This window comes from Blastococcus sp. SYSU DS0617 (genome assembly GCF_054051075.1).
Window position 1 is genome coordinate 111144 of the sequence record NZ_JBJHAO010000011.1, and the last position, 24547, is coordinate 135690.

Annotated in this window: 22 protein-coding genes; 9 read left to right on the forward strand and 13 right to left on the reverse strand. The window is 74.5% G+C overall.

Annotated elements, in window-relative coordinates:
• Positions 1–311 precede the first annotated feature (311 nt).
• From ACI793_RS13630 to ACI793_RS13640, 3 genes are read left to right on the forward strand one after another with little or no spacing between them, the layout of a single operon-like run.
• Positions 312–1427, forward strand: a complete 1116-nt coding sequence (locus ACI793_RS13630) for an ABC transporter substrate-binding protein (protein WP_456606911.1) — start codon at positions 312–314, stop codon at positions 1425–1427.
• The gene (locus tag ACI793_RS13635) at positions 1424–3175 is read left to right on the forward strand and encodes an ABC transporter permease (RefSeq protein ID WP_456606912.1); all 1752 of its coding nucleotides are present in this window, start codon (positions 1424–1426) and stop codon (positions 3173–3175) included. The genes ACI793_RS13630 and ACI793_RS13635 overlap by 4 nt, the downstream gene beginning before the upstream one ends.
• On the forward strand, positions 3168–4265 hold the full coding sequence (locus ACI793_RS13640; RefSeq protein WP_456606913.1) for an ABC transporter ATP-binding protein: 1098 nt from the start codon (positions 3168–3170) through the stop codon (positions 4263–4265). Before ACI793_RS13635 ends, ACI793_RS13640 begins: the two co-directional genes overlap by 8 nt.
• 69 nt (positions 4266–4334) lie before the next feature.
• Here the strand turns inward: ACI793_RS13640 and ACI793_RS13645 are convergent, their stop codons facing one another.
• The 4 genes from ACI793_RS13645 to ACI793_RS13660 are packed head-to-tail and all read right to left on the reverse strand — an operon-like array spanning position 4335 to position 7639.
• Positions 4335–4628, reverse strand: a complete 294-nt coding sequence (locus tag ACI793_RS13645) for a putative quinol monooxygenase (protein WP_456606914.1) — start codon at positions 4626–4628, stop codon at positions 4335–4337.
• 46 nt (positions 4629–4674) lie between these two features.
• Complete coding sequence (locus tag ACI793_RS13650) at positions 4675–5784, reverse strand: glycerate kinase (RefSeq protein ID WP_456606915.1); 1110 nt, start codon at positions 5782–5784, stop codon at positions 4675–4677.
• The gene (locus tag ACI793_RS13655) at positions 5781–6908 is read right to left on the reverse strand and encodes a tartrate dehydrogenase (protein WP_456606916.1); all 1128 of its coding nucleotides are present in this window, start codon (positions 6906–6908) and stop codon (positions 5781–5783) included. The genes ACI793_RS13650 and ACI793_RS13655 overlap by 4 nt, the downstream gene beginning before the upstream one ends.
• Positions 6905–7639: a GntR family transcriptional regulator gene (locus ACI793_RS13660; RefSeq protein WP_456606917.1), complete on the reverse strand. Its 735-nt coding sequence runs from the start codon at positions 7637–7639 to the stop codon at positions 6905–6907. Before ACI793_RS13660 ends, ACI793_RS13655 begins: the two co-directional genes overlap by 4 nt.
• Positions 7640–7737: 98 nt before the next feature.
• On the opposite strand from ACI793_RS13660, the gene ACI793_RS13665 reads away from it, so the two are divergent.
• From ACI793_RS13665 to ACI793_RS13680, 4 genes are read left to right on the forward strand one after another with little or no spacing between them, the layout of a single operon-like run.
• Complete coding sequence (locus ACI793_RS13665) at positions 7738–8769, forward strand: phosphoglycerate dehydrogenase (RefSeq protein WP_456606918.1); 1032 nt, start codon at positions 7738–7740, stop codon at positions 8767–8769.
• The gene (locus ACI793_RS13670; protein ID WP_456606919.1) at positions 8766–10424 is read left to right on the forward strand and encodes an FAD-binding dehydrogenase; all 1659 of its coding nucleotides are present in this window, start codon (positions 8766–8768) and stop codon (positions 10422–10424) included. Before ACI793_RS13665 ends, ACI793_RS13670 begins: the two co-directional genes overlap by 4 nt.
• A gap of 44 nt (positions 10425–10468) precedes the next feature.
• The gene (locus tag ACI793_RS13675) at positions 10469–11857 is read left to right on the forward strand and encodes an acyclic terpene utilization AtuA family protein (protein ID WP_456606920.1); all 1389 of its coding nucleotides are present in this window, start codon (positions 10469–10471) and stop codon (positions 11855–11857) included.
• A complete protein-coding gene (locus ACI793_RS13680) occupies positions 11854–12189 on the forward strand; it encodes a DUF4387 domain-containing protein (protein WP_456606921.1) in 336 nt (111 codons plus the stop codon). Before ACI793_RS13675 ends, ACI793_RS13680 begins: the two co-directional genes overlap by 4 nt.
• A 20-nt stretch (positions 12190–12209) precedes the next feature.
• On the opposite strand, the gene cydC is transcribed toward ACI793_RS13680, so the two are convergent.
• Genes cydC through ACI793_RS13695 form a run of 3 tightly spaced genes read right to left on the reverse strand, consistent with a single transcriptional unit; the run spans position 12210 to position 18257 of the window.
• Positions 12210–15584, reverse strand: a complete 3375-nt coding sequence (cydC, locus tag ACI793_RS13685; protein WP_456606922.1) for a thiol reductant ABC exporter subunit CydC — start codon at positions 15582–15584, stop codon at positions 12210–12212.
• Positions 15581–16624 (reverse strand): cytochrome d ubiquinol oxidase subunit II, encoded by a 1044-nt coding sequence (cydB, locus tag ACI793_RS13690; protein ID WP_456606923.1) that lies wholly within the window; start codon positions 16622–16624, stop codon positions 15581–15583. Before cydB ends, cydC begins: the two co-directional genes overlap by 4 nt.
• 43 nt (positions 16625–16667) lie before the next feature.
• A complete protein-coding gene (locus tag ACI793_RS13695; protein WP_456606924.1) occupies positions 16668–18257 on the reverse strand; it encodes a cytochrome ubiquinol oxidase subunit I in 1590 nt (529 codons plus the stop codon).
• Positions 18258–18383: 126 nt separating this feature from the next.
• Between ACI793_RS13695 and ACI793_RS13700 the strand changes: the two genes are divergently transcribed.
• Together ACI793_RS13700 and ACI793_RS13705 are read left to right on the forward strand one after the other, a co-directional pair.
• Complete coding sequence (locus ACI793_RS13700) at positions 18384–18734, forward strand: BlaI/MecI/CopY family transcriptional regulator (RefSeq protein WP_456606925.1); 351 nt, start codon at positions 18384–18386, stop codon at positions 18732–18734.
• A 31-nt stretch (positions 18735–18765) separates the two neighbouring features.
• Positions 18766–19695, forward strand: coding sequence for a M48 family metalloprotease (locus ACI793_RS13705; protein ID WP_456606926.1), 930 nt, complete (start codon positions 18766–18768; stop codon positions 19693–19695).
• Positions 19696–19698: 3 nt separating this feature from the next.
• Here the strand turns inward: ACI793_RS13705 and ACI793_RS13710 are convergent, their stop codons facing one another.
• The 6 genes from ACI793_RS13710 to ACI793_RS13735 all read right to left on the reverse strand — a co-directional run bounded on the left by ACI793_RS13710 (position 19699) and on the right by ACI793_RS13735 (position 24335).
• Entirely contained in the window at positions 19699–20058 is a 360-nt protein-coding gene (locus ACI793_RS13710; protein ID WP_456606927.1) for a hypothetical protein, read from the reverse strand.
• Entirely contained in the window at positions 20055–22358 is a 2304-nt protein-coding gene (locus tag ACI793_RS13715; protein WP_456606928.1) for a heavy metal translocating P-type ATPase, read from the reverse strand. The genes ACI793_RS13710 and ACI793_RS13715 overlap by 4 nt, the downstream gene beginning before the upstream one ends.
• Entirely contained in the window at positions 22355–23281 is a 927-nt protein-coding gene (locus ACI793_RS13720; RefSeq protein ID WP_456606929.1) for a hypothetical protein, read from the reverse strand. The genes ACI793_RS13715 and ACI793_RS13720 overlap by 4 nt, the downstream gene beginning before the upstream one ends.
• 30 nt (positions 23282–23311) lie before the next feature.
• A complete protein-coding gene (locus ACI793_RS13725; protein WP_456606930.1) occupies positions 23312–23518 on the reverse strand; it encodes a heavy-metal-associated domain-containing protein in 207 nt (68 codons plus the stop codon).
• A 31-nt stretch (positions 23519–23549) separates the two neighbouring features.
• Complete coding sequence (locus ACI793_RS13730; protein ID WP_456606933.1) at positions 23550–23861, reverse strand: metal-sensitive transcriptional regulator; 312 nt, start codon at positions 23859–23861, stop codon at positions 23550–23552.
• A 78-nt stretch (positions 23862–23939) separates the two neighbouring features.
• Positions 23940–24335, reverse strand: coding sequence for a MerR family transcriptional regulator (locus tag ACI793_RS13735; RefSeq protein WP_456606931.1), 396 nt, complete (start codon positions 24333–24335; stop codon positions 23940–23942).
• Positions 24336–24547 lie beyond the last annotated feature (212 nt).

Sequence of the window (24547 nt, forward strand, 5' to 3'; positions counted from 1 at the left end):
AGTTCGGCGGCGGTGGCGGGCGACCGTGCCGACGTCCTCGCCCGGGCACGACGGCGCGGCCGTGCCCCCCGTGGTCGCCGAGGTCCGCGAGCAGCTCCGGCGTCCGGCGGGCGACGCCCGGTACTCCGTCGAGCCCCCTGTCGACGCCGTCCCGCACCTCGCGGTCTCACTCCATGGCACGACCCTTCGAGATGGCTTGACACGTTTGCCATAGCAAGACAGGGTGGCGCCAGTCACAGGCCTCACCCGGAGCGCCCATCGACATGTCGACCCCGGCGAGCCCCCGGCGGACGCGGAAACGAGGACGGTTCATGAGAAACACGGCACTCCTGCCCCTGGTGGTTGTCGGCGTGGTGGTCCTCGCCGGCTGCGGTGGCTCGCCGGAGGAGGCGACGCCCGGGGCGCCCGAGTCGACCGCCGACGTCGGCGAGGCCTCGGAGGTCACCCCCGTGGACGACGCCGTCCTGGAGCAGGCCCGGGAGGAGGGAGAGGTGCTGCTCTACACGAACGCCGAGGACCAGCAGACGGCACCGATCAAGGCAGCCTTCGAAGCGGCCTTCCCGGACATCACGCTCCGGAGCCTGCCCCTGGACGACGACGAGATGCTCCAGCGCTACGCGACCGAGGTCGCGACGGGCACCCCGACCGCCGACGTCGTGATGAACAGCGACGCGGCGGGCTGGCTCGACTTCGTCGACGCCGGCAACGTCGAGGACTACGAGGACCCGAACACCCCCAACCTGCCGGACTACGCCCTGCTGGGTCCCGGCGTGTACGCGGCGTCGCTCGATCCCGTCATCGCCGTCTTCAACAAGCAGCTGCTCCCCGAGGACCAGCAGCCCACGACCCTCGCCGAGCTGGCCGAGATGGCTCCCGAGCTCGACGGGCAGATCGGTACGACGGACATCAGCAACTCGGTGCAGATGGCCTCGACCACGACCTTCATCGAGGAGAACGGCGCGGAGGGGTGGGCCCTCCTCGACCGGATCGGCGAGCACGCCAGCGTCGAGAACAGCAACGGACCGCTCGTGACCAAGACGGCCCAGGGCCAGTACGTCGCCGACTTCTTCGTCTCCGGCAGCGTGCGCGCGTTCATCACCGGGGACGTGGCGCAGGTCGTGAACTACCGCTACCTGCAGGACGGGACGCCGCTGAACCCGCGCGGCGTGGCCGTGACCGCGGAGGCGCCGCACCCCAACGCCGCCAAGGTCTTCCTGAACTGGCTGCTGTCGGTCGACGGGCAGGAGGCGGCCTGCGAGGGCGGCTTCACCCCGTACCGCAGCGGCGTCGAGTGCCCCTTCGGCCTGCCCGAGGTGATCGCGGCCGTCGGCGGGGAGGAGAACCTGCTGATCGGCAGCTACGACCGGGAGGTCGTCGAGCAGCAGGACGAGATCATCGAGCGCTGGAACGAGGCCTTCGGTCGATGAGCGTGCTGACCGGGCCGGCGCCGGGGCTGGCCGTCCCCGACACCGGCGCGTCGCGACTCCGGCGGGTCCGGGTGCCCACGGCGGTGAGCCACTACCTGATCTGGGCGGGAACGCTGCTGCTCGTCGTCGGGCCGGTCGTGCCGATCACCGTCGCGGCGCTGTGGTCCACCCCGCTGTACGTGGACGGCGGCGGCCTCACGCTCGACAACTTCCGGGACCTGCTCACCGACCTGGCCTGGTGGACGGCCGTGGCCAACAGCTTCCTGTTCGCCTCGCTCACCACCGCGTTGTCCGTGGTGCTCGGGGTCGGGTCGGCCGTGCTCCTGACCCGGACGAACGTTCCGCTCAAGGGCCTGCTCACCGGCATCCTCATCCTGCCGGTCGTCCTGCCCGGGCTCGTCCTGATCGTCGGGTGGATGGCGATGTGGGCCCCGGCCGGCTACGTGAGCTCCTGGCTCGAGGTCAACACGTTCCTGTCCTTCCCGGTGGACCTGTTCAGCCTGCCGGGGATGGCGCTGGTGGCGACGAGCGTGGCCGCGCCGGTGATCTTCCTGTTCTGCCGGACCACCGTCATGGCCATCGACCCCTCCCTGGAGGACGCGGCCCGGAGTGCCGGGGCCGGACCGCTGCGCGCGCTGACCTCGGTGACCCTGCCGCTGCTCCGTCCGGCGGTGCTGAACTCCGCGCTGCTCGTCTTCGCGGTGACCTTCGAGGTGCTGGGGCTGCCGCTGATCCTGGGCTTCTCCAAGGACATCACCCTGGTGTCGACCTACCTCTACGAGCACTGGTTCACCGCGGCGACGCCCCAGCAGGGGCTGGTGTCGGCGGGCGCGGTGTTCCTGCTCCTGTGCGTGTCCGGTCTGCTGGTGATCCGGAACCGCCTCGTCGGGGACCTGGCCCGCTACACCACGGTCACGGGCAAGGCGACGGCGAAGCGGGTCGTGGACCTCGGGCCGATGCGCTGGGTGCTGGGCGGCCTGCTCGCCTTCGTGCTCGCGGTGCTGGTCGTCGTCCCGCTCGGCGGGGTGGTGCTCTCGGCCGCCACGAGCATCCTGACGCCGTTCATCTCGCCGTGGACCGTGCTCACCACGGAGAACTTCGCCGCGGTGTTCGACAACCCGGTGTGGATGGACTCCATCCGGAACAGCGTGCTCATCGCCACCGTCGGCGGCGTCCTGGCCACCATCGCGATCGCGGTCATCTCGATCGTGGCGCACCGGTCGGAGTTCCGGTTCCGCGGCTCCCTCCAGCAGGCCGTCCTGTGGCCCCGCATGATGCCGGGGCTGGTCACCGGCATGGCCTTCTTCTGGGCGTTCGTCATCCTGGACCCCAGCGGCGCCGTCCGCGGCAGTCTCTGGGGGCTGGGGCTCGCCTTCGCCGTCCGCAGCCTCGCCCTCGGGTACGGCGTCTTCTACCCCGCGCTGGCCGCCATCGGCCAGGACCTCGACCGTGCCGCCCGCACGTCCGGGGCGACCTGGTGGCAGGCCTCCGTCACCGTCGCGCTGCGGCTCAGCGCCCCGGCCATGGGGGCCTGCTTCATCCTGCTGTTCGTCTCGATGCTGAACGAGGCGGATCCGGCGGTCTTCCTGGTGACCGACGAGACGCCGGTCATGGGCCTGACCATGCTGCAGCTGGCGGCCACCAGCACCGGAGGCGCCGTGGCGGCCTTCGGTGTCGTCCAGATCGTCATCACCGTCGTCGTCCTCGGTATCGGCCGACTCTTCCTGAAGGTGCGCCCCCATGCCTGACCTCACCCTGACCGGCGTCGCCAAGAGCTTCGGCGACAACGCGGTGCTGCACGACCTCGACCTGCACGTGGACGCCGGCGAGCTGTTCACCCTGCTCGGCCCGAGCGGGTGCGGGAAGTCCACGACGCTGTGGTCGATCGCCGGCCTGCACTCGCCCGACGGCGGAACCATCTCCTTCGGCGACCGCGTGGTCTTCGACGGCGGACGGGTCGATCTGCCGCCGGAGCGGCGGAACTGCGGCGTGGTCTTCCAGTCCTACGCGGTGTGGCCGCACATGTCTGTCGAGCAGAACGTGACCTACCCGCTCAAGCTGCGCAAGGTGCCGCGTCGCGAGCGGGACGCACGGGTCCAGGAGGTGCTGGAGCTGGTCGAGCTGGGGCATCTGGCCGAGCGCTACCCGCACGAGCTCAGCGGTGGGCAGCAGCAGCGGGTGGCACTGGCGCGGGCGCTCGCGCACCCGCCGGACCTGCTCCTGCTCGACGAGCCCTTCTCCAACCTCGACGCCAAGCTGCGCGAGCGGGCCCGTGACTGGCTGCGGACGCTCCAGCAGCGCATCGGCGTCACCACGGTCTTCGTCACCCACGACCAGGACGAGGCGCTGTCGATGAGCGACCGGATCGTCGTCATGGACCAGGGCAGGGTGCGCCAGATCGGCACCCCGGAGGAGGTGTACACCCGGCCGGCCGACGCCTTCGTCGCCGACTTCATCGGCACCGCCAACCTGCTCGACGGCGTCGCAGAACCCGGACCGGAGGGCACCGTCAGGGTGTACGTCGACGGGCTGTCCCGGCCGCTGGTCGCCGACGCCGCGGGGTCGGCCCGCGGCCCGGTCCAGCTGTCGATCCGGCCCGAGCTGATCCGCGTCGGTACCCCGGAGGTGCCGCTCGGCGCGGGCGTCAACGTCGTGACCGTGCCGGTCAGGTCGGCCGCCTACCTCGGCGACCACTACCGCTACGTCGTCGCACTCGGCGATTCGCAGATCGTCATCCAGTCGCTCACCTCGATCCACGACGCCACCGAGGTCACGATCGAGCTGCCGCCGCCGGCCCTCCGGGTCTACCCGGTGGAGGCCAGCGCCGGTGACCGCTGAGCCGCCGGGCCCGGTCGATCCGCCTGGCCGCGCCGGCCCGGGCGCTCGACGCACCCGGGTGGCCAGCGCTCACTCGCCGAGCGGCTCGTAGGTCGTCACGCGCCGGTCGCGCAGGTACACCAGGGCCTGGCCGAGCACGAGCCTCTGGAAGTGCGGCGTCCCCTTGTGGTCCTCGTAGGCCTGCGCGTCGACGTACCGCTCGTACAGGAGGAAGGTGTCCGGGTCGTCGAGGTCGACGTGCGCCTCGTAGCCGAGGTTGCCCGGCTCCGCCCGTGACAGCGGGGTCATCTCCGCGATGAGCTCCCGGATCCGCGGACCCTGGCCGGGGAGGGCCGTCCAGACGGCGACGACGACGAAGGTCACGACGGGCTCCCGGCCGCGACCGGGGACGAGCGCTCCAGGGCCGCCGTCACGGCGCGAGGGGGTGTCGGAGGGCCAGGTCGGCAGCCGCCCGGTGGAGCCACCGGCCGGGGTCCTGCACGGCCGCCGCGGTGCTGCCGGCCAGGTCGGCGAGCGACGCGGTCGCGGCGAACTCCGCGGTGGTGGTGCCGATGCTGCCGGCGACGAGGAGCGCCGGCGTCCGCGCCCGCCGGGCGAGGGCCAGCACGTAGGACGGCACCTTGCCGGCGGCGCTCTGCTCGTCGTACCGGCCCTCGCCGGTGAGGACGACGTCCGACGTGCGGATCAGCTCGGGCAGGTGCAGCGCCGCCCCGATGGCGGCCGCGCCCGCGGACAGGTCCGCTCCCCACAACCGCAGGCCGAAGCCGGCGCCGCCGGCCGCGCCGGCTCCCGGCTCGTCGGGGTTCCCACCCGTGAGCGCGGCGAGCCGGAGGAGGCCGGCCTCGAGCACGGGGACGTCGGCCGGGGCAGCACCTTTCTGCGGCCCGAACACGGCGGCCGCGCCGGACGGGCCGAGCAGCGGCGCATCGACGTCGCCGAGCACCGTGGCCCCGCCCGGTGGCAGGGGCCGCAGCCCGCTCAGGTCGATGCGGTCGAGCGCGGCCAGCCCGACGTTGCCGAGGGGCACCGTGCGGCCGTCGGCATCGAGGAACCGCGCGCCGAGGGCGGTGAGCAGGCCGGCCCCGCCGTCGGTGCTCGCGCTGCCGCCGAGGGCGAGCAGGAGCCGGTCGACGCCCTGGTCCAGGGCGGCGGCGATCGCCTGGCCGAAGCCGAGGGTGTGGGCGCGGAAGGGATCGGGCCGGCGCATCAGGGGCAGGCCGCTGGCCGCCGCCAGCTCCACCACCCCCGTGCCGTCGGGGAGTCGCAGCCAGCTGCTCGACGTCGGCCGTCCGTCCGGGCCGTGGACCTCGACCGGCACCCGGCGGGCTCCCGGCACCGCGGTCGCGAAGGCGTCGAGCGTTCCCTCGCCGCCGTCGGCCATCGGCGCGAGCACCAGCTCGTCGGAAGGCCGCACCGACAGCCAACCGTCGCGGAGGGCCGCGGCGACCTGGCCGGCGGACGCCGAGCCCTTGAAGGAGTCCGGCGCGACGAGGACGCGCATCGGCCCCGTCCCGCTCACGCGTCCGGCAGGGTCCGCGCGCCGTGCCGTGCGCGTTCACGGACCCGGTCGGCGATCGTCGCGCCCAGCTCCACGGTGGTGCCGCGCCCGTGCAGGTCGGGGGTGAGCGGTGCGCCCTCGGGGCCGGCGGACAGCACGTCCTCGATGGCCGCCAGGACCGCCGCGCCGGCGTCGGGGTGCCCGAGGTGGTCGAGCATCATCGAGGCGCACCAGATCTGGCCGACGGGGTTGGCGATGCCGCGCCCGGCGATGTCCGGAGCAGACCCGTGCACCGGCTCGAACAGGCTCGGGGAGGTGCGGTCGGGATTGATGTTCGCGCTCGGGGCGATGCCGATCGTGCCGGTGCAGGCGGGGCCGAGGTCGGACAGGATGTCGCCGAAGAGGTTGCTCGCGACGACCACGTCGAACCGGTCCGGGTGCAGGACGAAGGCCGCGACCAGCGCGTCGATGTGCTGCTTGTCCCACCGGACGCGGGGGAAGTGCGGGGCCATCGCCTCGACCCGCTCGTCCCAGTAGGGCATCGAGATCGAGATGCCGTTGCTCTTCGTCGCCGAGGTCAGGTGGCGGGCCGGGCGCCGGTCGGCCAGCTCGAAGGCGTAGCGCAGCACGCGGTCGACGCCGACCCGCGTCATGACCGTCTCCTGCAGCACCGTCTCCCGCTCGGTGCCCTCGAAGATGCGGCCGCCGATGCTGGAGTACTCGCCCTCGGTGTTCTCGCGGACCACCAGGAAGTCGACCTCGCCGGCCTCCCGGCCCGCCAGGGGACCGCGCACGCCCGGCATCAGCCGGCAGGGCCGCAGGTTGACGTACTGGTCGAACGTGCGCCGGAACTGCAGCAGGCTGCCCCAGAGCGAGACGTGGTCGGGCACCACCGCAGGCCAGCCCACGGCACCGAAGAACAGCGCGTCGTAGGAGCCCAGGGTCTCCTGCCAGTCCGGGGGCAGCATCGTGCCGTGACGCTGCCAGTAGGCGGCGCTGGCGAAGTCGAACTCGTCGAAGCGCAGGTCCAGCCCGTACTCCTCGGCGACCGCCCGGAGCACACCCACGCCCTCCGGGACGACCTCGGTGCCGATGCCGTCGCCGGGGATGACGGCGATGCGGTGGGTGGGGGAGGAGCCGGTCACGCCCGCCCCTCCCGGGTCCGTGCGCGCAGCGCGTCGAGCCCGCCCTGGGCGTCGGCGTTGTCCAGCTTCTCCGCGGTGGCGGCGTCCCCGGCGCGCAGTGCCCGCACCAGTGCTCGGTGGCTGCCGTACCGGTCCAGGCCGAAACTGCCGTCGGCGGCGATCTCCTCGAGCAACCGGGCGCGGCGCTCGGGCCGGGAGAAGACCCGGGACTGCTCGAGCAGCCGGACGAGCACCGGGTTGTTCGCGCACGCCTCGACCGCGTCGTTGAACTCCTGCATGAGGTCCAGCAGGGCGGTCACGTGCCGGTCGATGTCCTCGCCGTTGCGGTACCTCGTCGTCAGCACGATCAGCTGGTCGTCGGCCTCGTCGAGGATCGCGTCCAGGCGGTCCAGCTGCTCCGGGGTCGCGTGCCGCGCGGCGAACCGCGCGACCAGCCCGCGCAGGGCCACCTCCACCTCGGCCAGGTCGTCGATGGCCCGGTCCTGCATGTCGGTGATGACGACGGTGCGGGGGCCCAGCCGCTCGATCAGCCCGTCCTGCTCGAGCCGGCGGATCGCCTCGCGCACCGGCGTGGGGCTCACCGAGAGCTGCTCGGCCAGACCTCGCTCGGTGATCTTCTGGCCGGGCCGCAGCGAGCCCGAGCCGATCTGCTCGCGCACTGCGCGGTAGACGAGGTCGGCCCGCGTCCCGCCCGCATCGCTGGCCTGCCTGGCACTGGTCGGCACCGTCATGGCGGCAGTGTAGCGAAATGCATGGCAACGACAGATGCCATGGTTGACTTCATTGCTATAGCAACTAGTTTGAGTGAGACGCACACGAGGAGGACACGATGCCCACGGCGGAACGGGCCCCACAGCACCCGGCTCCCGGGACGGTGCTGATCACGACCGACTACCTGGTGCCCGGCGACGAGGTCGACCTCCTCCTCCGGCGGGCCGGGTACGGCACCCGGCACCGGCCCCTGCGCGGGACCCGGACCCCCGACGACCTCGTGGCCGCGCTGGAGGGTGCCATCGGTGCCCTCATCGCGAACGAGCCGATGACCGCCGAGGTCTTCGCGCGCTCGCCGGAGCTGCGGTCGGTCGTGCGGACCGGCGTCGGCTACGACTCCGTCGACCTGGACGCCGCGACCCGTGCCGGGGTCTCGGTCAGCAACCTTCCCGGGATCAACGCGAACGCGGTGGCCGAGTACACGATGGCGCTGCTCCTGGCGCAGGCGCGCCGGCTGGTGCCGGTGGCGACCGGCGTCGCCGCGGGTGGCTGGCCGCGCGAGGACGGCACGGAGCTGCGCGGGAAGGTGCTCGGGCTGATCGGCTACGGGGCCGCCGCCCGCGCCGTCGTCCCGCTCGCGCAGGCCTTCGGCATGACGGTCCTGTGCTCGACCGGGGTGCCGGCCGACCGGCGCGCCGATGCGCCGGTGCGCGTCGTCGGGTTGCCGGAGCTGCTCGCCTCGTCGGACTTCGTCTCCGTGCACACCGCGCTGACCCCGGCCACGCGCCACCTGATCGACGGCGACGCGCTGGCGCTGATGAAGCCGACCGCCCACCTGGTCAACACCGCCCGCGGCGCGATCGTCGACGAACCGGCGCTGGCCGACGCCGTCCGCTCCGGCCGGCTCGCGGGAGCCGCGCTGGACGTGACCGCGACCGAACCGCTGCCCGCCGGCAGCCCGCTGCGCGGGGTCGAGGGCATCACCGTCTACTCCCACCTCGCCGGGCAGACCGCGGAGGCCCGCCGGGAGGCCGGGCTCGAAGGAGCCCGGGAGCTCCTCGACGCCCTGGCCGGCCGGCCACGGCACTCCCTGAACGCCCACCTGATCCCGATCGGCATCCCGACGATCACGGCGGAGGAGCACGCATGAGAACCGAACGGACCGATGTCGTGGTCGTGGGAGCCGGGCTCGCCGGCCTCGTGGCGACCGCGGAGCTGGTCGACGCCGGCCGCAGCGTCGTGCTGGTCGAGCAGGAGGGCGAGCAGAGCCTCGGGGGCCAGGCCTTCTGGTCCTTCGGCGGACTGTTCTTCGTCGACTCCCCGGAGCAGCGGCGGATGGGCATCCGCGACTCCCGGGAACTGGCGTGGCAGGACTGGCTGGGCACCGCCGGGTTCGACCGGCCCGAGGACCGGTGGCCCCGGGCCTGGGCCGAGGCGTACGTCGACTTCGCGGCGGGGGAGAAGCGCTCCTGGCTGCACGGCCAGGGCGTGCGCTTCTTCCCCCTGGTGGGCTGGGCCGAACGCGGTGGGTACGCCGCCACGGGGCCCGGCAACTCGGTGCCCCGGTTCCACATCACCTGGGGCACCGGGCCGGGCGTGGTCGAGCCGTTCCTGCGGCGCGTGCGCGCGGGGATCGCCAGCGGTCGGGTGCGCCTGGCGAGCCGGCACCGGGTCGACGAGCTGGCGGTCACCGACGGCCGGGTGACCGGCGTGCGCGGCGGCGTGCTCGAGCCCAGTGACGCGCCGCGTGGGGTGAGCACCTCGCGCACCGTCGTCGGGGAGTTCGCGATCGACGCGCAGGCGGTCGTGGTCACCTCCGGAGGGATCGGCGGGAACCACGACCTCGTCCGCGCGAACTGGCCCGAGCGGCTGGGCACCCCGCCGGCGCACATGGTCAGCGGCGTCCCCGCGCACGTCGACGGCCGGATGCTGGCCATCACCCAGGCCGCCGGGGGAGCGGTCATCAACCCCGACCGCATGTGGCACTACGTCGAGGGGGTCCGGAACTGGGACCCGATCTGGCCCGGCCACGGCATCCGGATCCTGCCCGGGCCGTCGTCCCTGTGGTTCGACGCCCGCGGCCGGCGGCTGCCCGTGCCGCTGTTCCCCGGCTTCGACACCCTCGGCACCCTGGCGCACCTGCGGACCACCGGCCACGACCACAGCTGGTTCGTGCTGACCCAGAAGATCATCGAGAAGGAGTTCGCCCTCTCCGGGTCCGAGCAGAACCCCGACCTCACCGGCAAGAACGTCCGCCAGGTCCTCGGCCGGGTGCGGCCGGGGGCGGCAGCGCCGGTCGAGGCCTTCAAGGAGAAGGGGGCGGACTTCGTCGTGGCCGACACCCTCGAGGAGCTGGTGGCGGGCATGAACGCCCTGACGCCGGAGGCGCCGCTCGATCCGGCCGACATCCGCCGCGAGGTCGAGGCCCGCGACCGGGAGCTGGACCACACCTTCACCAAGGACCTGCAGGTCGCCGCCATCCGCAACGCCCGCACCTACCGCGGCGACCGGCTCATGCGCACCGCCGCGCCGCACAAGATCCTCGATCCCGCGGCCGGGCCGCTGATCGCCGTCCGGCTGCACGTGCTCACCCGCAAGAGCCTCGGTGGGCTGCACACCGACCTGTCGGGCCGCGTGCTGGGCACCACCGGTGAGCCGGTCGAGGGCCTGTACGCGGCAGGCGAGGCCAGCGGCTTCGGCGGCGGGGGCGTGCACGGCTACCGCTCGCTCGAGGGGACCTTCCTCGGCGGCTGCCTCTTCTCCGGCCGGCAGGCCGGCCGTGCCGTCGCCGACGCGACCGCGTGACCTCGACCGACCCACACCGCACCCGACGAGAGGAACTCCACCAGATGACCAGCGCCACGCGCCCACCGGACGCCGTCCGCGTCCTGACCCCCTCCGGCATGCTCGGCGCCGGCTTCCCGCCCGAGACGATCGACCGGGGGCTCGAGCTGGGCGCCGACGTCATCTCCATCGACGGCGGCTCGACCGATTCGGGCCCGCACTACCTGGGCTCGGGGACGGCGAAGACGACCCGGGCAGCCGTCGCCCGGGACATGCGCTTCATCCTCCGGGCCGCCGCGAAGGCGCACATCCCGGTGATCGTCGGTTCCTGCGGCACCAGCGGTACGGACTCCGGGGTGGACTGGGTGGCCGGCATCGTCGACGAGGTGCTGCGCGAGGAGAACCTGGACCTGCGGGTGGCGCGGATCTACAGCGAGCAGGACGCCTCCGACCTGAAGGACCAGCTGAACCGGGGCCGGATCCACCCGCTCCCGCCGCTCGGCGCGCTGGACGCCGGCACCCTGGAGAGCTGCACGCACATCGTCGGCATGATGGGTCACGAGCCGATCGTCGAGGCGCTGCAGGCCGGCGCCGACGTGGTGCTGGCCGGCCGGGCGACCGACACCGCCGTCGCCGCTGCCTTCCCGCTCATGCGGGGCATGCCACCGGGCCCGACCTGGCACGCCGCGAAGATCGTGGAGTGCGGCGGACAGGCCACCACGAACCCGCGCGCCGGTGGCGTCTTCGCCACCATCGACCACTCGGGCTTCACCATCGAGCCCCTGGACCCCGAGGCCGCCTGCACGACGACGTCGGTCGCCGCGCACATGCTCTACGAGACCGCGAACCCGTTCACCATGCGGGAGCCCGCCGGCACCCTCGACGTGCGCGAGGCGCGGTACACCGCCCTCGACGCTCGTCGGGTGCGGGTGGAGGGTTCCCGCTTCGTGCCGGCCGACCAGCACACCATCAAGCTCGAGGGCGCGCGGGTGGCCGGCTACGCCACCATGTCGTTCTCCGCGATCCGCGATCCGCACCTGCTCGAGAACATCGAGATCTGGGCGACGTCGTTGCGCGAGGTGCTCGCCGGCCGGGTGCGGCAGACGCTGGGGCTGGAGCAGCCGCAGTACGAGATCGACCTCCGGCTGTACGGCTACGACGCGATCCTCGGGGCGCTCGACCCCGCCACCGGGCCGCCGCGGGAGGTCGGGGTGATGCTCGTGGTGCACGCGGCCGACCAGGCGACCGCCACGGCCGTCGCGAAGATCGCCAACCCGCTGATGCTGCACCTGCCCACGCCGGACATCGACTACCTGCCGAGCCTGGCCTTCGCCACGTCGCCGGCCGAGACCGAGCGCGGCCCCTCCTACGAGTTCGTCCTCAACCACGTGGTGGACGTCGACGAGCCCAGCAGCATGTTCCGCCTCGTGATGGACGACAGGAGCCACGCATGACCGACGCACCGCACCCGACCCTCGGCGACCTCGCGCTGGAGGTCCGCTCGAAGAACGCCGGGCCGTTCTGGGTCACGATGGAGCTGTTCATGCGCGACGCCGAGGGCTACGCGCTCGCCGCCGACGAGGACTTCCTGGACGAGGAGGTCATCGCGCGGCTGTACGCCGTGGACCCGGCCGAGGTGCAGTTCTTCCGCATCCCCGAGCTCAACGTGGTGAAGGTGTCCTTCCCCCGGCCGATCGCGCAGGGCAGCCTCCGGGACCGCGACATCCACGCCGGCCAGCACCACGTGCCGCTCGCCTCGCTGGTGCCCGGGCGACGCGCGGGCTGACCCCCGATCCGTGGCGGTGGTCAGCGCCCGGCCACCGCCACGGCCGCCCCGGCGGCGAGGTGCACGACGGTGTCGCCGGGACGCTGCACGTCGTCGTCGTGGGTCACGCAGACCACGACGCGGCCGGCCAGGGCGGTCCGCAGGTCGTCGAGCAGGGCGCGGGCCGTGGGCGGGTCGAGGTGCGCGGTCGGCTCGTCGAGCAGGACGACGTCGCGGTCGGCCAGCAGTGCGCGCGCGGCGGCCAGCCGGCGACGCTCGCCGCCGGACAGCGCGGTGCCGCCGGCGCCGACGGGGGTGTCCAGCCCGTCGGGCAGGGCCGTGAGCAGCGGGCCCAGGCCGCTCGCGGTGAGCGCGGCGGTCATCCGCGCCTCGCCGTCGGCTCCCGCCAGCACGCCGCGCGGTGCAGCGGTGGCCAGGTTGGCCCGGATGCTGGAGGCGAACACGTGCGCCTCCTGCGGCAGCCAGGCGATGCGGGAGCGGACGTCCGTGCCGGTCAGCCGGGCGGTGTCGACGTCGCCGAGGGCGTACCGGCCGGCCCGCGGGCGGAGCGCAGCCATGAGCACGGCGAGGAACGTCGACTTCCCGATGCCGGACGGCCCGCGCAGCACCAGCCAGCCGTCGCCGGCGCCGGCGGCGCAGGTCAGGTCGCGCAGCAGGTCGGGGCCGCCGGGCCACCCGGCGGTCAGCCGGTCGACCGACAGGCCGTCCACCCGGGCCGGTGCCGGCAGCGGGTTCGCGGGGTCCGCCGGCAGCGGGGCGGCCAGGACGGCGTCCAGGCGGGCCTGCGCGTCGGCGAGCGCGCCCCGCCGCTGGAGCGCGGGGACGAGGCCGGACAGCGGCTCGGCCAGCGCGAGCGGGGCGAGCGCCAGGACGGCGAGCACCGGTCCGGTCAGCCCGTTCCCGGCGGCGACCGCGGTGGCCAGCACGGCGGCCAGGCCGGTGCCGAGGAGGACCAGGCCGGTACCCAGTGCCGCGGCGCGCTCCCCGGTGCGGGCGCAGGCCGCCTCCCGGTCGGCGATCGCCGCGAGGTCGCCGGCCGTCCGGGCGGCGAGCCCGTGCGCCCGGAGGTCGGCGGCCCCGTCGAGCGCGGTGGTGGCGGCCTGCAGCGCTGCCACCCGCAGCGTGCTCTGCGCGCGGGCCGCGCCCGCGTCGAGCCGGCGGTGCACCCCGACGACCGCCGCCGCGGTCGCGGCGAGCACCGCGGCGACCGCGGCCGCCGCGGCGAGGTCGACCAGGGCCAGCGCGGCGGCGGCCGCCGCCGGGACGGCGGTGGCCACGACCAGCGCCGGGCGCACCCGCACGGTCAGGTCCTGCACGACGCCCACGTCGCCGACGACCCGGGCCAGGGCAGCACCGGGGCTGCGGTCGGCGGCCATGCCCTGCGCGGCCAGCGCCCGCCACACCCGCACGCGGGTCGCGGCGGCCAGCCGGAGCGCGGCATCGTGCGCGGCCAGCCGCTCGAGCCAGCGCAGCACCGCCCGGCCGACGCCGAAGAAGCGCACCCCTGCGGTGGCGACCAGCAGCGTCAGCACCGGCGGCATCTCGGCGGCCCGCACGATCAGCCACCCGGAGAGGGCGGTGAGCGCGACGCCGGCCCCGGAGGAGAGCGCGCCGAGCAGCCCGGCGCGGGCCAGCGCCCCGCGGGTGGACGCGACCTCCGGCTCCGGAGGCTCCTCACTCCGCGCCACATCGGCGATCTGGTCGCGGAGAGCGCCCTGTGCCGACGAGATCGGCGATGTGGCCGGACGGGGCGCGGTCTCCGGGAGCGCGGTTGCGGGGGAGGGGAGGGCGACGACGCGGTCGGCGAGGGCGGCCAGTGCGGCGTCGTGGGTGACGAGCAGGACCGTCACGGTGCCGCGCAGGCCCCGCAGGACGCCGGCGACCAGGGCGCGTGCCTCGTCGTCCAGGTGCGCGGTCGGCTCGTCGAGCAGGAGCAGCCGGGCGCCGCGCCGGACGCGGACCAGCGCCCGCGCCAGCGCCACCCGCTGCAGCTGACCGGGGGAGAGGGACTCCGGCGCACGTCCGGCGAGGTCGGTCGCACCGACGCGCGCCAGCGCCTCCACCACGTACGCCTCGCCCACGATCTCGTCGGCGCCCGGCGCCGAGGCCGCGTGCCGGCGCAGCTCGTCGGCCACGGTGGCCCCGGTCGTGCGCGGGAACTGCGGCACGAACGCGACCGCACCCCGCCCGGTTCCGGTCCCCCCGTCGACCGCGTCCGGGCCGAGCACCCCGGCCAGCGCGGCCAGCAGCGTCGACTTGCCGCATCCGCTGGGTCCGGTCAGCGCGACCAGCTCACCCGGACGGACCACCAGGTCGGTGGCGGGCAGCGCCGCGGCCGCCCGCCCGGGGTAGCGCACCGTCAGCCCGGAGACGGCGACGTCGGCACCGCGCGGGTCGTCGCCGGCCTCGGCAGCGGGCGGCGCGGGCGCCGGCGCCGCCAGCACCGCGCGCGCCTCCGCGGCGGCGAGCGCGGCGTCCTCGGCGGCGTGGTGGGCCGAGCCGAGCGCCCGCAGCGGCGCGAACGCCTCGGGCGCCAGCAGCAGCGCGGTGAGCCCGAGCGCCAGGGCCAGGTCGCCGTGCACCAGGCGCAGCCCGACGGTCACCGCGACCAGCGCCACCGACAGCGTCGTGATGAGCTCGAGCACCAGCGCCGAGAGGAAGGCGATCCGGAGCGTGGCCATCGTGCGGGTCCGGTGCGCCTCGCCGAGCCGGGCCAGCGCGGCGGCCTGGTCGGCGGCACGGCCCAGGCCGACCAGCACGGGCAGGCCGCGGACCAGCTCGGCCACGTGCGCGGCGATCCGGTCCAGCGCCCGGGCGGAGTCGGCGGTCGCGCTCCGGGTGAACGTGCCGACCAGGACCATGAACACGGGCACGAGCGGCAGCGTGACGGCGACGAGCACCGCCGAGAGCAGGTCGGTGGCCGCCAGCACCAGCAGCAGCGCCGGCGGCACCACGATCGTCTGCGCCAGCGCGGGCAGGTAGGTGGCCAGCGCCGGGCCGAGGTCGTGCAGGCGCGTCGTCGCCAGCACCGCCGCCGGGCCGGGGCCGCCGGCCACGGCGACCGCCGACGGGGAGGCGGCCAGCCGGTCGAGCAGGTCGCGGCGCAGCCGGTCCTCGGCCCGCCGGGCGTCGCGGGCGGCCAGCACCTGGCCGACGGTCCCGGCGACCGAGCGCAGCGCCACGCCGGCGAGCGCGACGGCCAGCGGTCCGGCGACGGACCCGTCGGCCAGCCCCGAACCGCGGGCCACCGCGTGCGCCAGGCCGGCGGCGAGCAGCACCAGGCCGGCGGTCTGGGCCAGCGCTGCGAGGGCGGCCCGCACCAGGGCGCCGGTCAGACCCGGCACCCCGGCGAGCGCGGCGAGCGGGCCCCGCGGGGCGTCGGCGCCGGCACTCATGCCGGCAGCTCGCTCGGTGCAGGGGCCCGGCCGCTCTCGGGGGCGTCCTCGTGCTGCGGCTCGGCGGTCAGCCGCTTGCGGAACACCCAGTACGTCCAGGCCTGGTAGGCCAGCACGACCGGCAGCCCGACGCCGGCCGCCCAGGTCATCACGGTGAGCGTGTAGTCGCTGACCGAGGCCTCGGCGATCGTCACGTCGAAGGCCGGGTCGATCGTCGAGGGGACGACGACGGGATAGGCGGCCCCGAAGATGGTGGCGGCCGAGCTGACCAGCATGACCGCCCAGCCGGCGAAGGCCGGCCCCTCGCGGTCGACGCGGATGCACGCCCAGGTCACCAGGACGGCCAGCGCGCCGACGACCCACAGCATGGCGGTGGCCGGCGTCCCCGAGCGCAGGTGCACCCAGCCGGCCCAGGCCAGCAGCGGCAGCGCGGCCATCGGCGACCAGCGCAGCGCGAAGGCCCGGGCGCGCAGCCGGACGTCGCCGTCGGTCTTCAGCGCCAGGAACAGCGCGCCGTGCACCACCGAGAAGGCGAGCACCGCGACCGCGCCCAGGAGCGCCGCCCAGCCCACGCCGGCGAAGCTGCCCCCCACCCGGATGCCGTCGCCGTCGATCGGCAGGCCGAGCGTGGTCGTGCCCAGCGCCGCGCCCACGCCCAGGGCGGCGATCAGCGAGCCCACCGTGATCACGTGCGTCCAGGTGCCGTCCCAGCGGGGGTCGTGCGACTGGTGCCGCCACTCGAAGGCGACCGCGCGGATGATCAGGCCGAACAGCACCAGGACGAACGGCAGGTAGAGCACGGGCAGCCAGGTGGCGTACCAGCCGGGGAAGGCAGCGAACACCGCGCCGGCGGCGGTGATCAGCCACACCTCGTTGCCGTCCCACAGGGGGCCGATGCTGCGCAGCATCAGGTGCCGGTCGGCGGTCCTGCGGCCCAGCACGGGCAGGAGGGCGGCCACGCCGAAGTCGAAGCCCTCCAGCAGCAGGAAGCCGATCCACAGCACGGCGACGGCGGCGAACCACAGGGTCTGCAGGTCCATGACGGGTCCTCGGGGTCTACGGGGGTGGGTGGGGTGGGGGCCGTCAGTAGGCGAACTGGAGGACGTCGTCGTCGGCGCGGCGGTCGGTGCCCGGACCGCCGACACCTCCGGCGTCGCCGTCCGGGCCCGAGCGGCGGTCGTCGTCCCGGCCGGTGCCGATCGGCGGCTCGACTTCGGTGTCGCTCGCCGTGACGCCGGAGCGGATGAACGTGGTGAGCAGCCCGAGCTCGATGACCGCGAGCACCCCGTACACCAGGGTCAGCGCGACCAGCGACGTCCAGACTTCGCCGGCGGTGACGCCGGGGGAGACGGCCTGGGCGGTGAAGAACCAGATCTGCTCGTCGACCGGCACGTCCGGGTTGGGGACGACGACGAAGGGCTGGCGGCCCATCTCGGTGAAGATCCAGCCCGCGGCGTTGGCGACGAACGGCGCACCCACGGCCGCCAGCGAGCCGTACACCCCGAGCCGCGAGGTCGGCACCCGGCCGCGCCGGGTCGACCAGAGCGCGTAGGCCGCGACCCCGGCCGAGACCGCGCCCATGCCGATCATCAGCCGGAAGCTCCAGTAGGTGACCGCGAGCACCGGCTGGTAGTCCACCGGCTCCCCGGCCAGGTTGCCGAAGCGCGACGGGTCGTCGGGGTAGGTCGCGCCGTAGACCTCGGAGTAGCGCTCCTGGAGCTCGTTGACTCCGGGCACCTCGCTGGTGAAGTCGCCGTTGGCGAGGTAGGACAGCAGCCCCGGCACGGTGATCGAGTGGACGTCGTCGCACTCGTTCGAGCCGAGCTTGCTCCAGGCGAAGATCGAGAACGACGCCGGCGCCTCGGTCTCGCACAACGCCTCGGCCGAGCTCATCTTGAGCGGCTGCTGGTGGTACATGAGCTTGGCCTGCCAGTCGCCGGTCACCGCGACCAGGACGAAGGCGGCGAGCGACACCCAGCCACCGACCCGGACCGAGCGGCGCCACACCCCGTGGTCGATCTCGTCGGCCGGCTTCCCGGCCAGCTTCCGCTTGCGCAGGTGGTAGAGCCCGACGCCGACGAGCAGGGCGCCGGCGACCATCAGCGCGGCGACGATGGTGTGGGTGAAGGCGGCCAGTGCGGTGTTGTTGGTCAGCACGGCGAGGAAGTCGACCTGCTGCGGCCGGCCGGTCGCGTCGTCGGCGACGACCCCGACCGGGTGCTGCATCCACGAGTTGGCCGCGATGATGAAGTACGCGCTCACGACCGAGCCGATGACCGCCGCCCACAGGGTGGCCAGGTGCAGCTTCTTCGGGATCCGGCCCCAGCCGAAGATCCACAGGCCGAGGAAGGTCGACTCGAGGAAGAAGGCGAGCAGGGCCTCCAGCGCCAGCAGCGAGCCGAAGACGTCGCCCACGAAGCGGGAGTACTCGCTCCAGGCCAGGCCGAACTGGAACTCCTGGACCAGCCCGGTGGCCACGCCCAGGACGAAGTTGATCAGGAAGATCTTGCCCCAGAAGCGGGTCATCCGGAGCCACTCGGGGCTGTCGGTGCGCACCCACATGGTGTGCATGACCACCAGCAGGATCCCCAGGCCGATGGTCAGCGGGACCATCATGAAGTGGTAGACGGTCGTGATCCCGAACTGCCAGCGTGCGATGTCCAGGACGTCCACGGCACCCGCTCCTCGTCTCTCGGCTGCGACCGTCGTACGATCGACACGTTCTTTCTACGCCGAGTAGAAGACCCTTTTCTACGACACGTAGAAGAGATGACTGTGAGCCGCACGACAGGAGGACCGATGGCCACGCTGGGCGAGCTGGAGCGGGCCGTCATGGATCAGCTCTGGACGGCGGACGGCCCGGTGGCGGCGACCGCGCTGCGCGACGGGCTGGCCGACCGCGGGGTCGCGCTGACCACCGTGCACACCGTGCTGACCCGGCTCGAGCAGAAGGGCTTCGTCACCCACGACGACGCCCGGCCGCGGCGCTTCACCGCCCGCGCCAGCCGCGAGGACCACGCCGCCGAGCTCATGCACGAGGTGCTCGGTCAGGCCGCCGACCGGCAGGCCGTGCTGGCCCGCTTCGTCGGCGGTGTCGACGACGACGAGGTGCGCCTGCTGCGGGAGCTGCTGGCCGGCGACGGCCGCTGAGCCGGCCGCTCCCCGCCGCCCGCCCGAGCTGATGCTGCCCGCCTCCGCGGCCGCCCTCGCGGTCCTCGCCGCACTGCTGGCGTGGCCGGTGCCCGCGCTGCTCGGGCGCGCGCGCTGGCCCGGCCGCGATCCGCTGGTCGCGCTGGTCTGCTGGCAGGCGATCGGGCTGGCCGGTGGCCTGTCGATCATCGGCGCGCTGCTGGTGCACGGTCTCGCGCCGTGGGGGCACTCGCTGCCGGAGGCGTGGTGGTCGTGGGTGCGCGGCGAGCCCGCCGGTGCCGCGGTGCGCGGCGACCACTGGGTCACCCTGACCCTGGCCGCGGTGCTGGCCCTCGAGCTGGTCGGCGTGCTGGCGCTGTCCTGGTTCCGGACCGCCCGCACCCGGCGTCGGCACCGGCAGCTGCTGGAGCTGGTCGTCGAGCCGGGGGCCACGCCCGACACCCGGCTGCTGGAGCATCCGGCGCCCGTGGCCTTCTGCATCCCCGGCGCCCGGCCGCTGCTGGTGCTCTCCTCCGGCATGGTCGCCGAGCTGGACGAGGCGGAGCTCGCGGCCGTCGTCGCGCACGAGCGGGCGCACCTGCGGGAGCACCACCACCTGCTGCTGCTGCCGTTCGTGGCGTGGGAGGCCGCGCTGCCCGTGCTGCCGGCGGCCGGGCGCGCGCACGCCGCGGTCCGGGAGCTGGTCGAGATGCGGGCCGACGACGTGGGGCTGCGCGAGCTCGAGGGCGCCGATCCGCGCCGCACGCTGGCGCAGGCGATCGTCGCCGCGGCCGGGCGGCCCGGGGGAGCGGCGGTCCCCGGCGGAGCGCTGGCGGTGACCGGGGGCGCGGTGCGTGCCCGTGTCCTGCGGCTGCTCGAGCCGCCGTCCCCGCTGCCCGCGCCGGCCCGGCCCGCGGCCCTGCTCGCCGCCGTCCTGCTGCTGCTCCTGCCGACCGCGCTCCTGCTGCTCCCGGCGCTGTGACCGCTACCTGCGCTGGAACCCGGCCAGGACCCTGCCGGCCACCGCGGAGCCGAGGGCGACCGCAGCGCTGATCCGGGCCGCCTGCCCGTACCGGTCCGAGCCGAGGAACGGCAGCATGCTCGCGGCGTGCAGCAGGTCCACGGCGGCGCCGGCGGTGAGGGCGGCCGGCCCGGGCCGGGCGAGCACCGCGCCGTGCTGGACGAGCAGGCGGGTGCCGAGTGCGCGCACCACCCAGCGGCGTTCCCGCGGGAACGCCGGCGCGGCCGCGTCGAGCACCTGCTGCGGGCGGGTGAGCAGGAGAAGCCCCGCGGTGGCGCCGACGGCGGCTCCGAGGCGGGCTCCGCGGCGGGTCGGGTCGGTCATCGGACGGGCTCCTCGGTGCGTGTGCGTCCTGACGGCAGCGCCGTGGCGGCGTCGCGGTTCTCCGGCAGCGGCGCGAAGCCGCGCAGCCGCAGCGAGTTGGAGACGACGAACACCGAGCTGAACGCCATCGCCGCTCCCGCGATCATCGGGTTGAGCAGCCCCGCCATCGCCAGCGGCAGCGCCGCCACGTTGTAGCCGAACGCCCAGAACAGGTTGCCCTTGATGGTGCTCAGTGTGCGGCGGGCCAGCCGGATGGCGTCGGCGGCCACCCGCAGGTCGCCGCGCACGAGCGTGAGGTCGCTGGCCTCGATCGCGACGTCGGTGCCGGTGCCCATCGCCAGCCCCAGATCGGCCTGGGCGAGGGCAGCCGCGTCGTTCACGCCGTCGCCGACCATGGCCACGGACCGGCCCTCGGTCTGCAGCCGCTTCACCGCCTCGACCTTCTCCTGCGGCAGCACCTCGGCGATGACCTCGTCGATGCCGACGGCGGCGGCGACGGTGCGGGCGGCGCGCTCGTTGTCCCCGGTCAGCAGGATCGGGGTGAGCCCGAGAGCCCGCAGCTGCGCGATGGCGGCGGACGAGGTCGGCTTGATCGCGTCGGCGACGACGAGGACCCCGCGGGGAGCGCCGTCCCAGGCGACGGCGACCGCGGTGCTCCCGGCCTCCTCGGCCGCGTCGACGGCCCGCTGCAGGTCGGGGGTCAGGCCTGCGGACCAGTCGGCGAGCAGCCGCGGCCGGCCGACGACGACCGCCGAGCCGTCGACGACGCCGTGCACGCCGAGGCCCTCCACGTTGGTGAAGCCGTCCACGGCGGGGAGCGCGCCGCGCTCCGCAGCGGCCCGGGCGACCGCCTGCGCGATGGGGTGCTCCGAGGCCGCCTCCAGCGCGCCGGCCAGGTGCAGCAGCCGGTCGGCGTCCTCGCCGTCGGCCGGCGCCACGTCGAGCAGGGTCATCCGGCCGGTGGTGACCGTGCCGGTCTTGTCCAGGACGACGGTGTCGACCCGGCGGGTGTTCTCCAGCACCTCGGGGCCCTTGATGAGGATGCCCAGCTGGGCGCCGCGGCCGGTGCCGACCATCAGCGCGGTCGGCGTGGCCAGCCCCAGCGCGCACGGGCAGGCGATGATGAGCACCGCGACGGCGGCGGTGAAGGCGGCCGGCAGGCCCGCGCCGGTACCGATCCAGAAGCCGAGCGTCGCGACGGTGAGCGCCAGCACGACCGGCACGAAGACACCGGAGATCCGGTCGGCCAGCCGCTGCACGTCGGCCTTGCCGTTCTGCGCGTCCTCGACCAGCCGGGCCATCTGCGCCAGCTGGGTGGCCGATCCCACGCGGGTCGTCCGCACGACCAGCCGGCCGCCGGCGTTCACGGTCCCGCCGACGACGGCGTCGCCCGGCCGCACCTCGACCGGCACGGACTCGCCGGTGAGCATCGAGGCGTCGACGGCGGAGGAGCCCTCGGTCACCTCGCCGTCGGCGGCGAGCTTCTCCCCGGGCCGGACGACGAAGAGGTCGCCCACCGCGAGCTGGTCGACCGGCACCCGGACCTCGGTGCCGCCGCGGAGCACGGAGACCTCCTTGGCGCCCAGCTCCAGCAGCGCCCGCAGCGCCGCGCCGGACTGCCGCTTGGACCGGGCCTCGAAGTACCGGCCGGCCAGCAGGAACGTGGTGACGCCGGCCGCGGCCTCCAGGTAGATGTTGGCGCTGCCGTCCGAGCGCTCGATGGTGAGCTCGAAGGGGTGCACCATGCCGGGGATGCCGGCGGTGCCCCAGAACAGCGCGTAGAGCGACCAGCCGAACGCGGCCAGCGTGCCGAGCGAGACCAGGGTGTCCATCGTGGCGGCGCCGTGCCGCAGGTTGGTCCAGGCGGCCCGGTGGAACGGCAGCCCGCCCCAGACCACGACGGGCGCGGCGAGGGTGAGCGAGAGCCACTGCCAGTACTCGAACTGCCAGGCCGGCACCATCGCCAGCGCGATCACGGGCACGCTGAGCAGCGCGCTCACGACCAGTCGCGTGCGCAGGGCGCGCACCGGGTCGGCGGCGGCGTCCTCCTCCGGCTCCGCCCGCGGCGGCTCGGGGAGCGAGGCCGTGTAGCCGGTCTTCTCGACGGTGGCGATGAGGTCCTCGGTGCTGACGTCGCCGGTGACGCTGACCTTCGCCTTCTCGGTCGCGTAGTTGACGGTGGCGGTGACCCCGTCGAGCTTGTTCAGCTTCTTCTCGACGCGGGCCGCGCACGAGGCGCAGGTCATCCCGCCGATGAGCAGCTCGACGTCGGTCAGGGAGCCGGTGGGGGTGGTGGTCATGAGCCGTGCTCCTCGTGCCCGTCCACGGTCACCGTGAAGGCGGCCGTGCGGACGGTGTCGCCGTGCCGGAAGTCCAGGAACAGGCGGTAGCTGCCGGCCGACGGCACCTCGGCCACGAAGCCGAGATTCGGTCCGGGGGCGGGGGCCGCGCCGCCCGGCGGGTCGGCCGGGTGGACGTGCAGGTAGCCCAGGTCGCCGGCCCGCAGCGCGACCAGGTGACCGAAGGCGCCCAGGTAGGGCTGGAGATCGGTGACCGGCGCCCCGTCGCGGCTGATGCCGAACCGCAGCTCCGACTCCTCGCCGGCGGTCGGGGTGCCGCTCAGGACGACGGTGTAGCCGTCGACCTCGGCGACCGCGGCCGGGGCGGGCAGGGGCGTGGGGGCGTACTCGCCGGCCACCTCGAGGTCGGCGCCCAGGACGCGGTCCTCCTCGTCGGCGCTGGCGGCGAAGTCGGCGAACACCCGCCACGAACCGGGGGAGAGGTCCAGCGGTACCTGCCAGACGCCGTCGACACCCAGATCCGGGTGCACGTGCTGGTAGCCGGTCAGGTCGCGGCGCACCGCGACCAGGTGCAGGTCCTCGTCGTGCCGGACCGCGTAGTCGGTCACGGCGGAGCCGTCGGGCCCCAGGATGCGGAAGGCCAGCGGGACGTCGTCGCCGGCCGGCAGGACCGCCCGGTCGAGAGCCAGCGTGTAGCCGTCCTCGGAGACCGCGAGCCCGGCGGGCGGGTGGGCGGTGTCGCCGTCGTGGGCGGTGGTGTCGTCGTGGCCCTCGGCCGGGCCGGCCGCCATGTCGTGCCCGGCGGGGGAGCTCTCCTCCGCCGCCGGGCCGACCGGGCCGACGACCGCGCCGAGGCCGGTGGCGGCGCCGAAGACGGCGGCCAGGCCGACACCGAACGCGGCGAGTCTGACAGGGGTGTTCATGGCGATGCGGTCATCGGGGGACCGGCCGGATCAGCCGGCCACCGAGTAACCGGCCTCCTCCACGGCAGCGCGGACGGCGGCCTCGTCGACCGGCGCGTCACTGGTGACGGTGAGCCCGCCGGACTCGAGGTCGACGTCGACGGTGCTGACGCCGGGGACGGCGGACACCTCCTCGGTGACGGCGTTCACGCAGTGGCCGCAGGTCATGCCGACGACGGTGTAGTTGGTGGTGGTCATGGGGGTGTCCTCATCGGTTCGGGGGGATGGGTCAGGACCGCACGAGGCGGGCGATGGCGTCGGTCGCCTCGCGGACCTTCTCGTCGGCCTCGCGGCCGCCGACGCGCGCGGCGGCGACCACGCAGTGGCTGAGGTGCTCCTCGAGCAGGCCCAGCGAGACCGCCTGGAGCGCCTTGGTCATGGCCGACACCTGGGTGAGGATGTCGATGCAGTACTTCTCGTCCTCGACCATCCGCTGCAGCCCGCGGGCCTGGCCCTCGATCCGCCGCAGGCGCTTGAGGTACTCGTCCTTGCGGTGGATGTAGCCGTGCTGGTGGTCGGGGTGCGTGCACTCGCCGGACACCGTCGCGGCACCAGACTCGTCGACACTGGTCACTGCGGTCCTCCTGATCGGGCGGCGCGGATCACCGCCCGACCGGAACTATACCCCCCTAGGGTTTGCGTGCAAGGGTTTGCCCGGTGGTGCGGGCGGCCGTGGTCCGGCCAGGTCGGCGCGCAGCCGGGCGGCGTCGTCCCGCAGCCGGTCGGCGTCCGCGCGCGCAGAGGCGAGCTGGTCCTGCAGGCCGACGATCGTCTCGGCCGAGGCGAGCGAGTGGCCGTCGTCGAGCAGGCTGCGGAGGCGGGCGGCCAGGCCGAGCTGACTGCGCGAGTAGCGCCGGTGACCGCCGGGGGACCGGAAGGGCTGGAGGGCGCCGGAGGAGTCGAGACTGCGCAGGAAGGCGGCCTGGACGCCGAGCAGCTCCGCGGCCTGGCTCATCGTCAGTGCCGGGAAGTCGGGGTCGTCGAGGCGGCGCAGCGGGTCGCCGGCGTCGGTCATCGCCGCCCTCCTCGGGGTGGGGTCGGTGGGTGGGGATGTGGCGTGGGGTCGGTGGGTGGGGATGTGGCGTGGGGTCGGTGGGTGGGGATGTGGCGTGGGGTCAGTCGCGGGAATGCGGAGGGGGCGGCCCCCCCCCGGCCCGCCCCCCCCCCCCCCCCCCACAACACCAAAATCACATAAACAAAAAACAAGAAGAAAAAACCAACAAATTT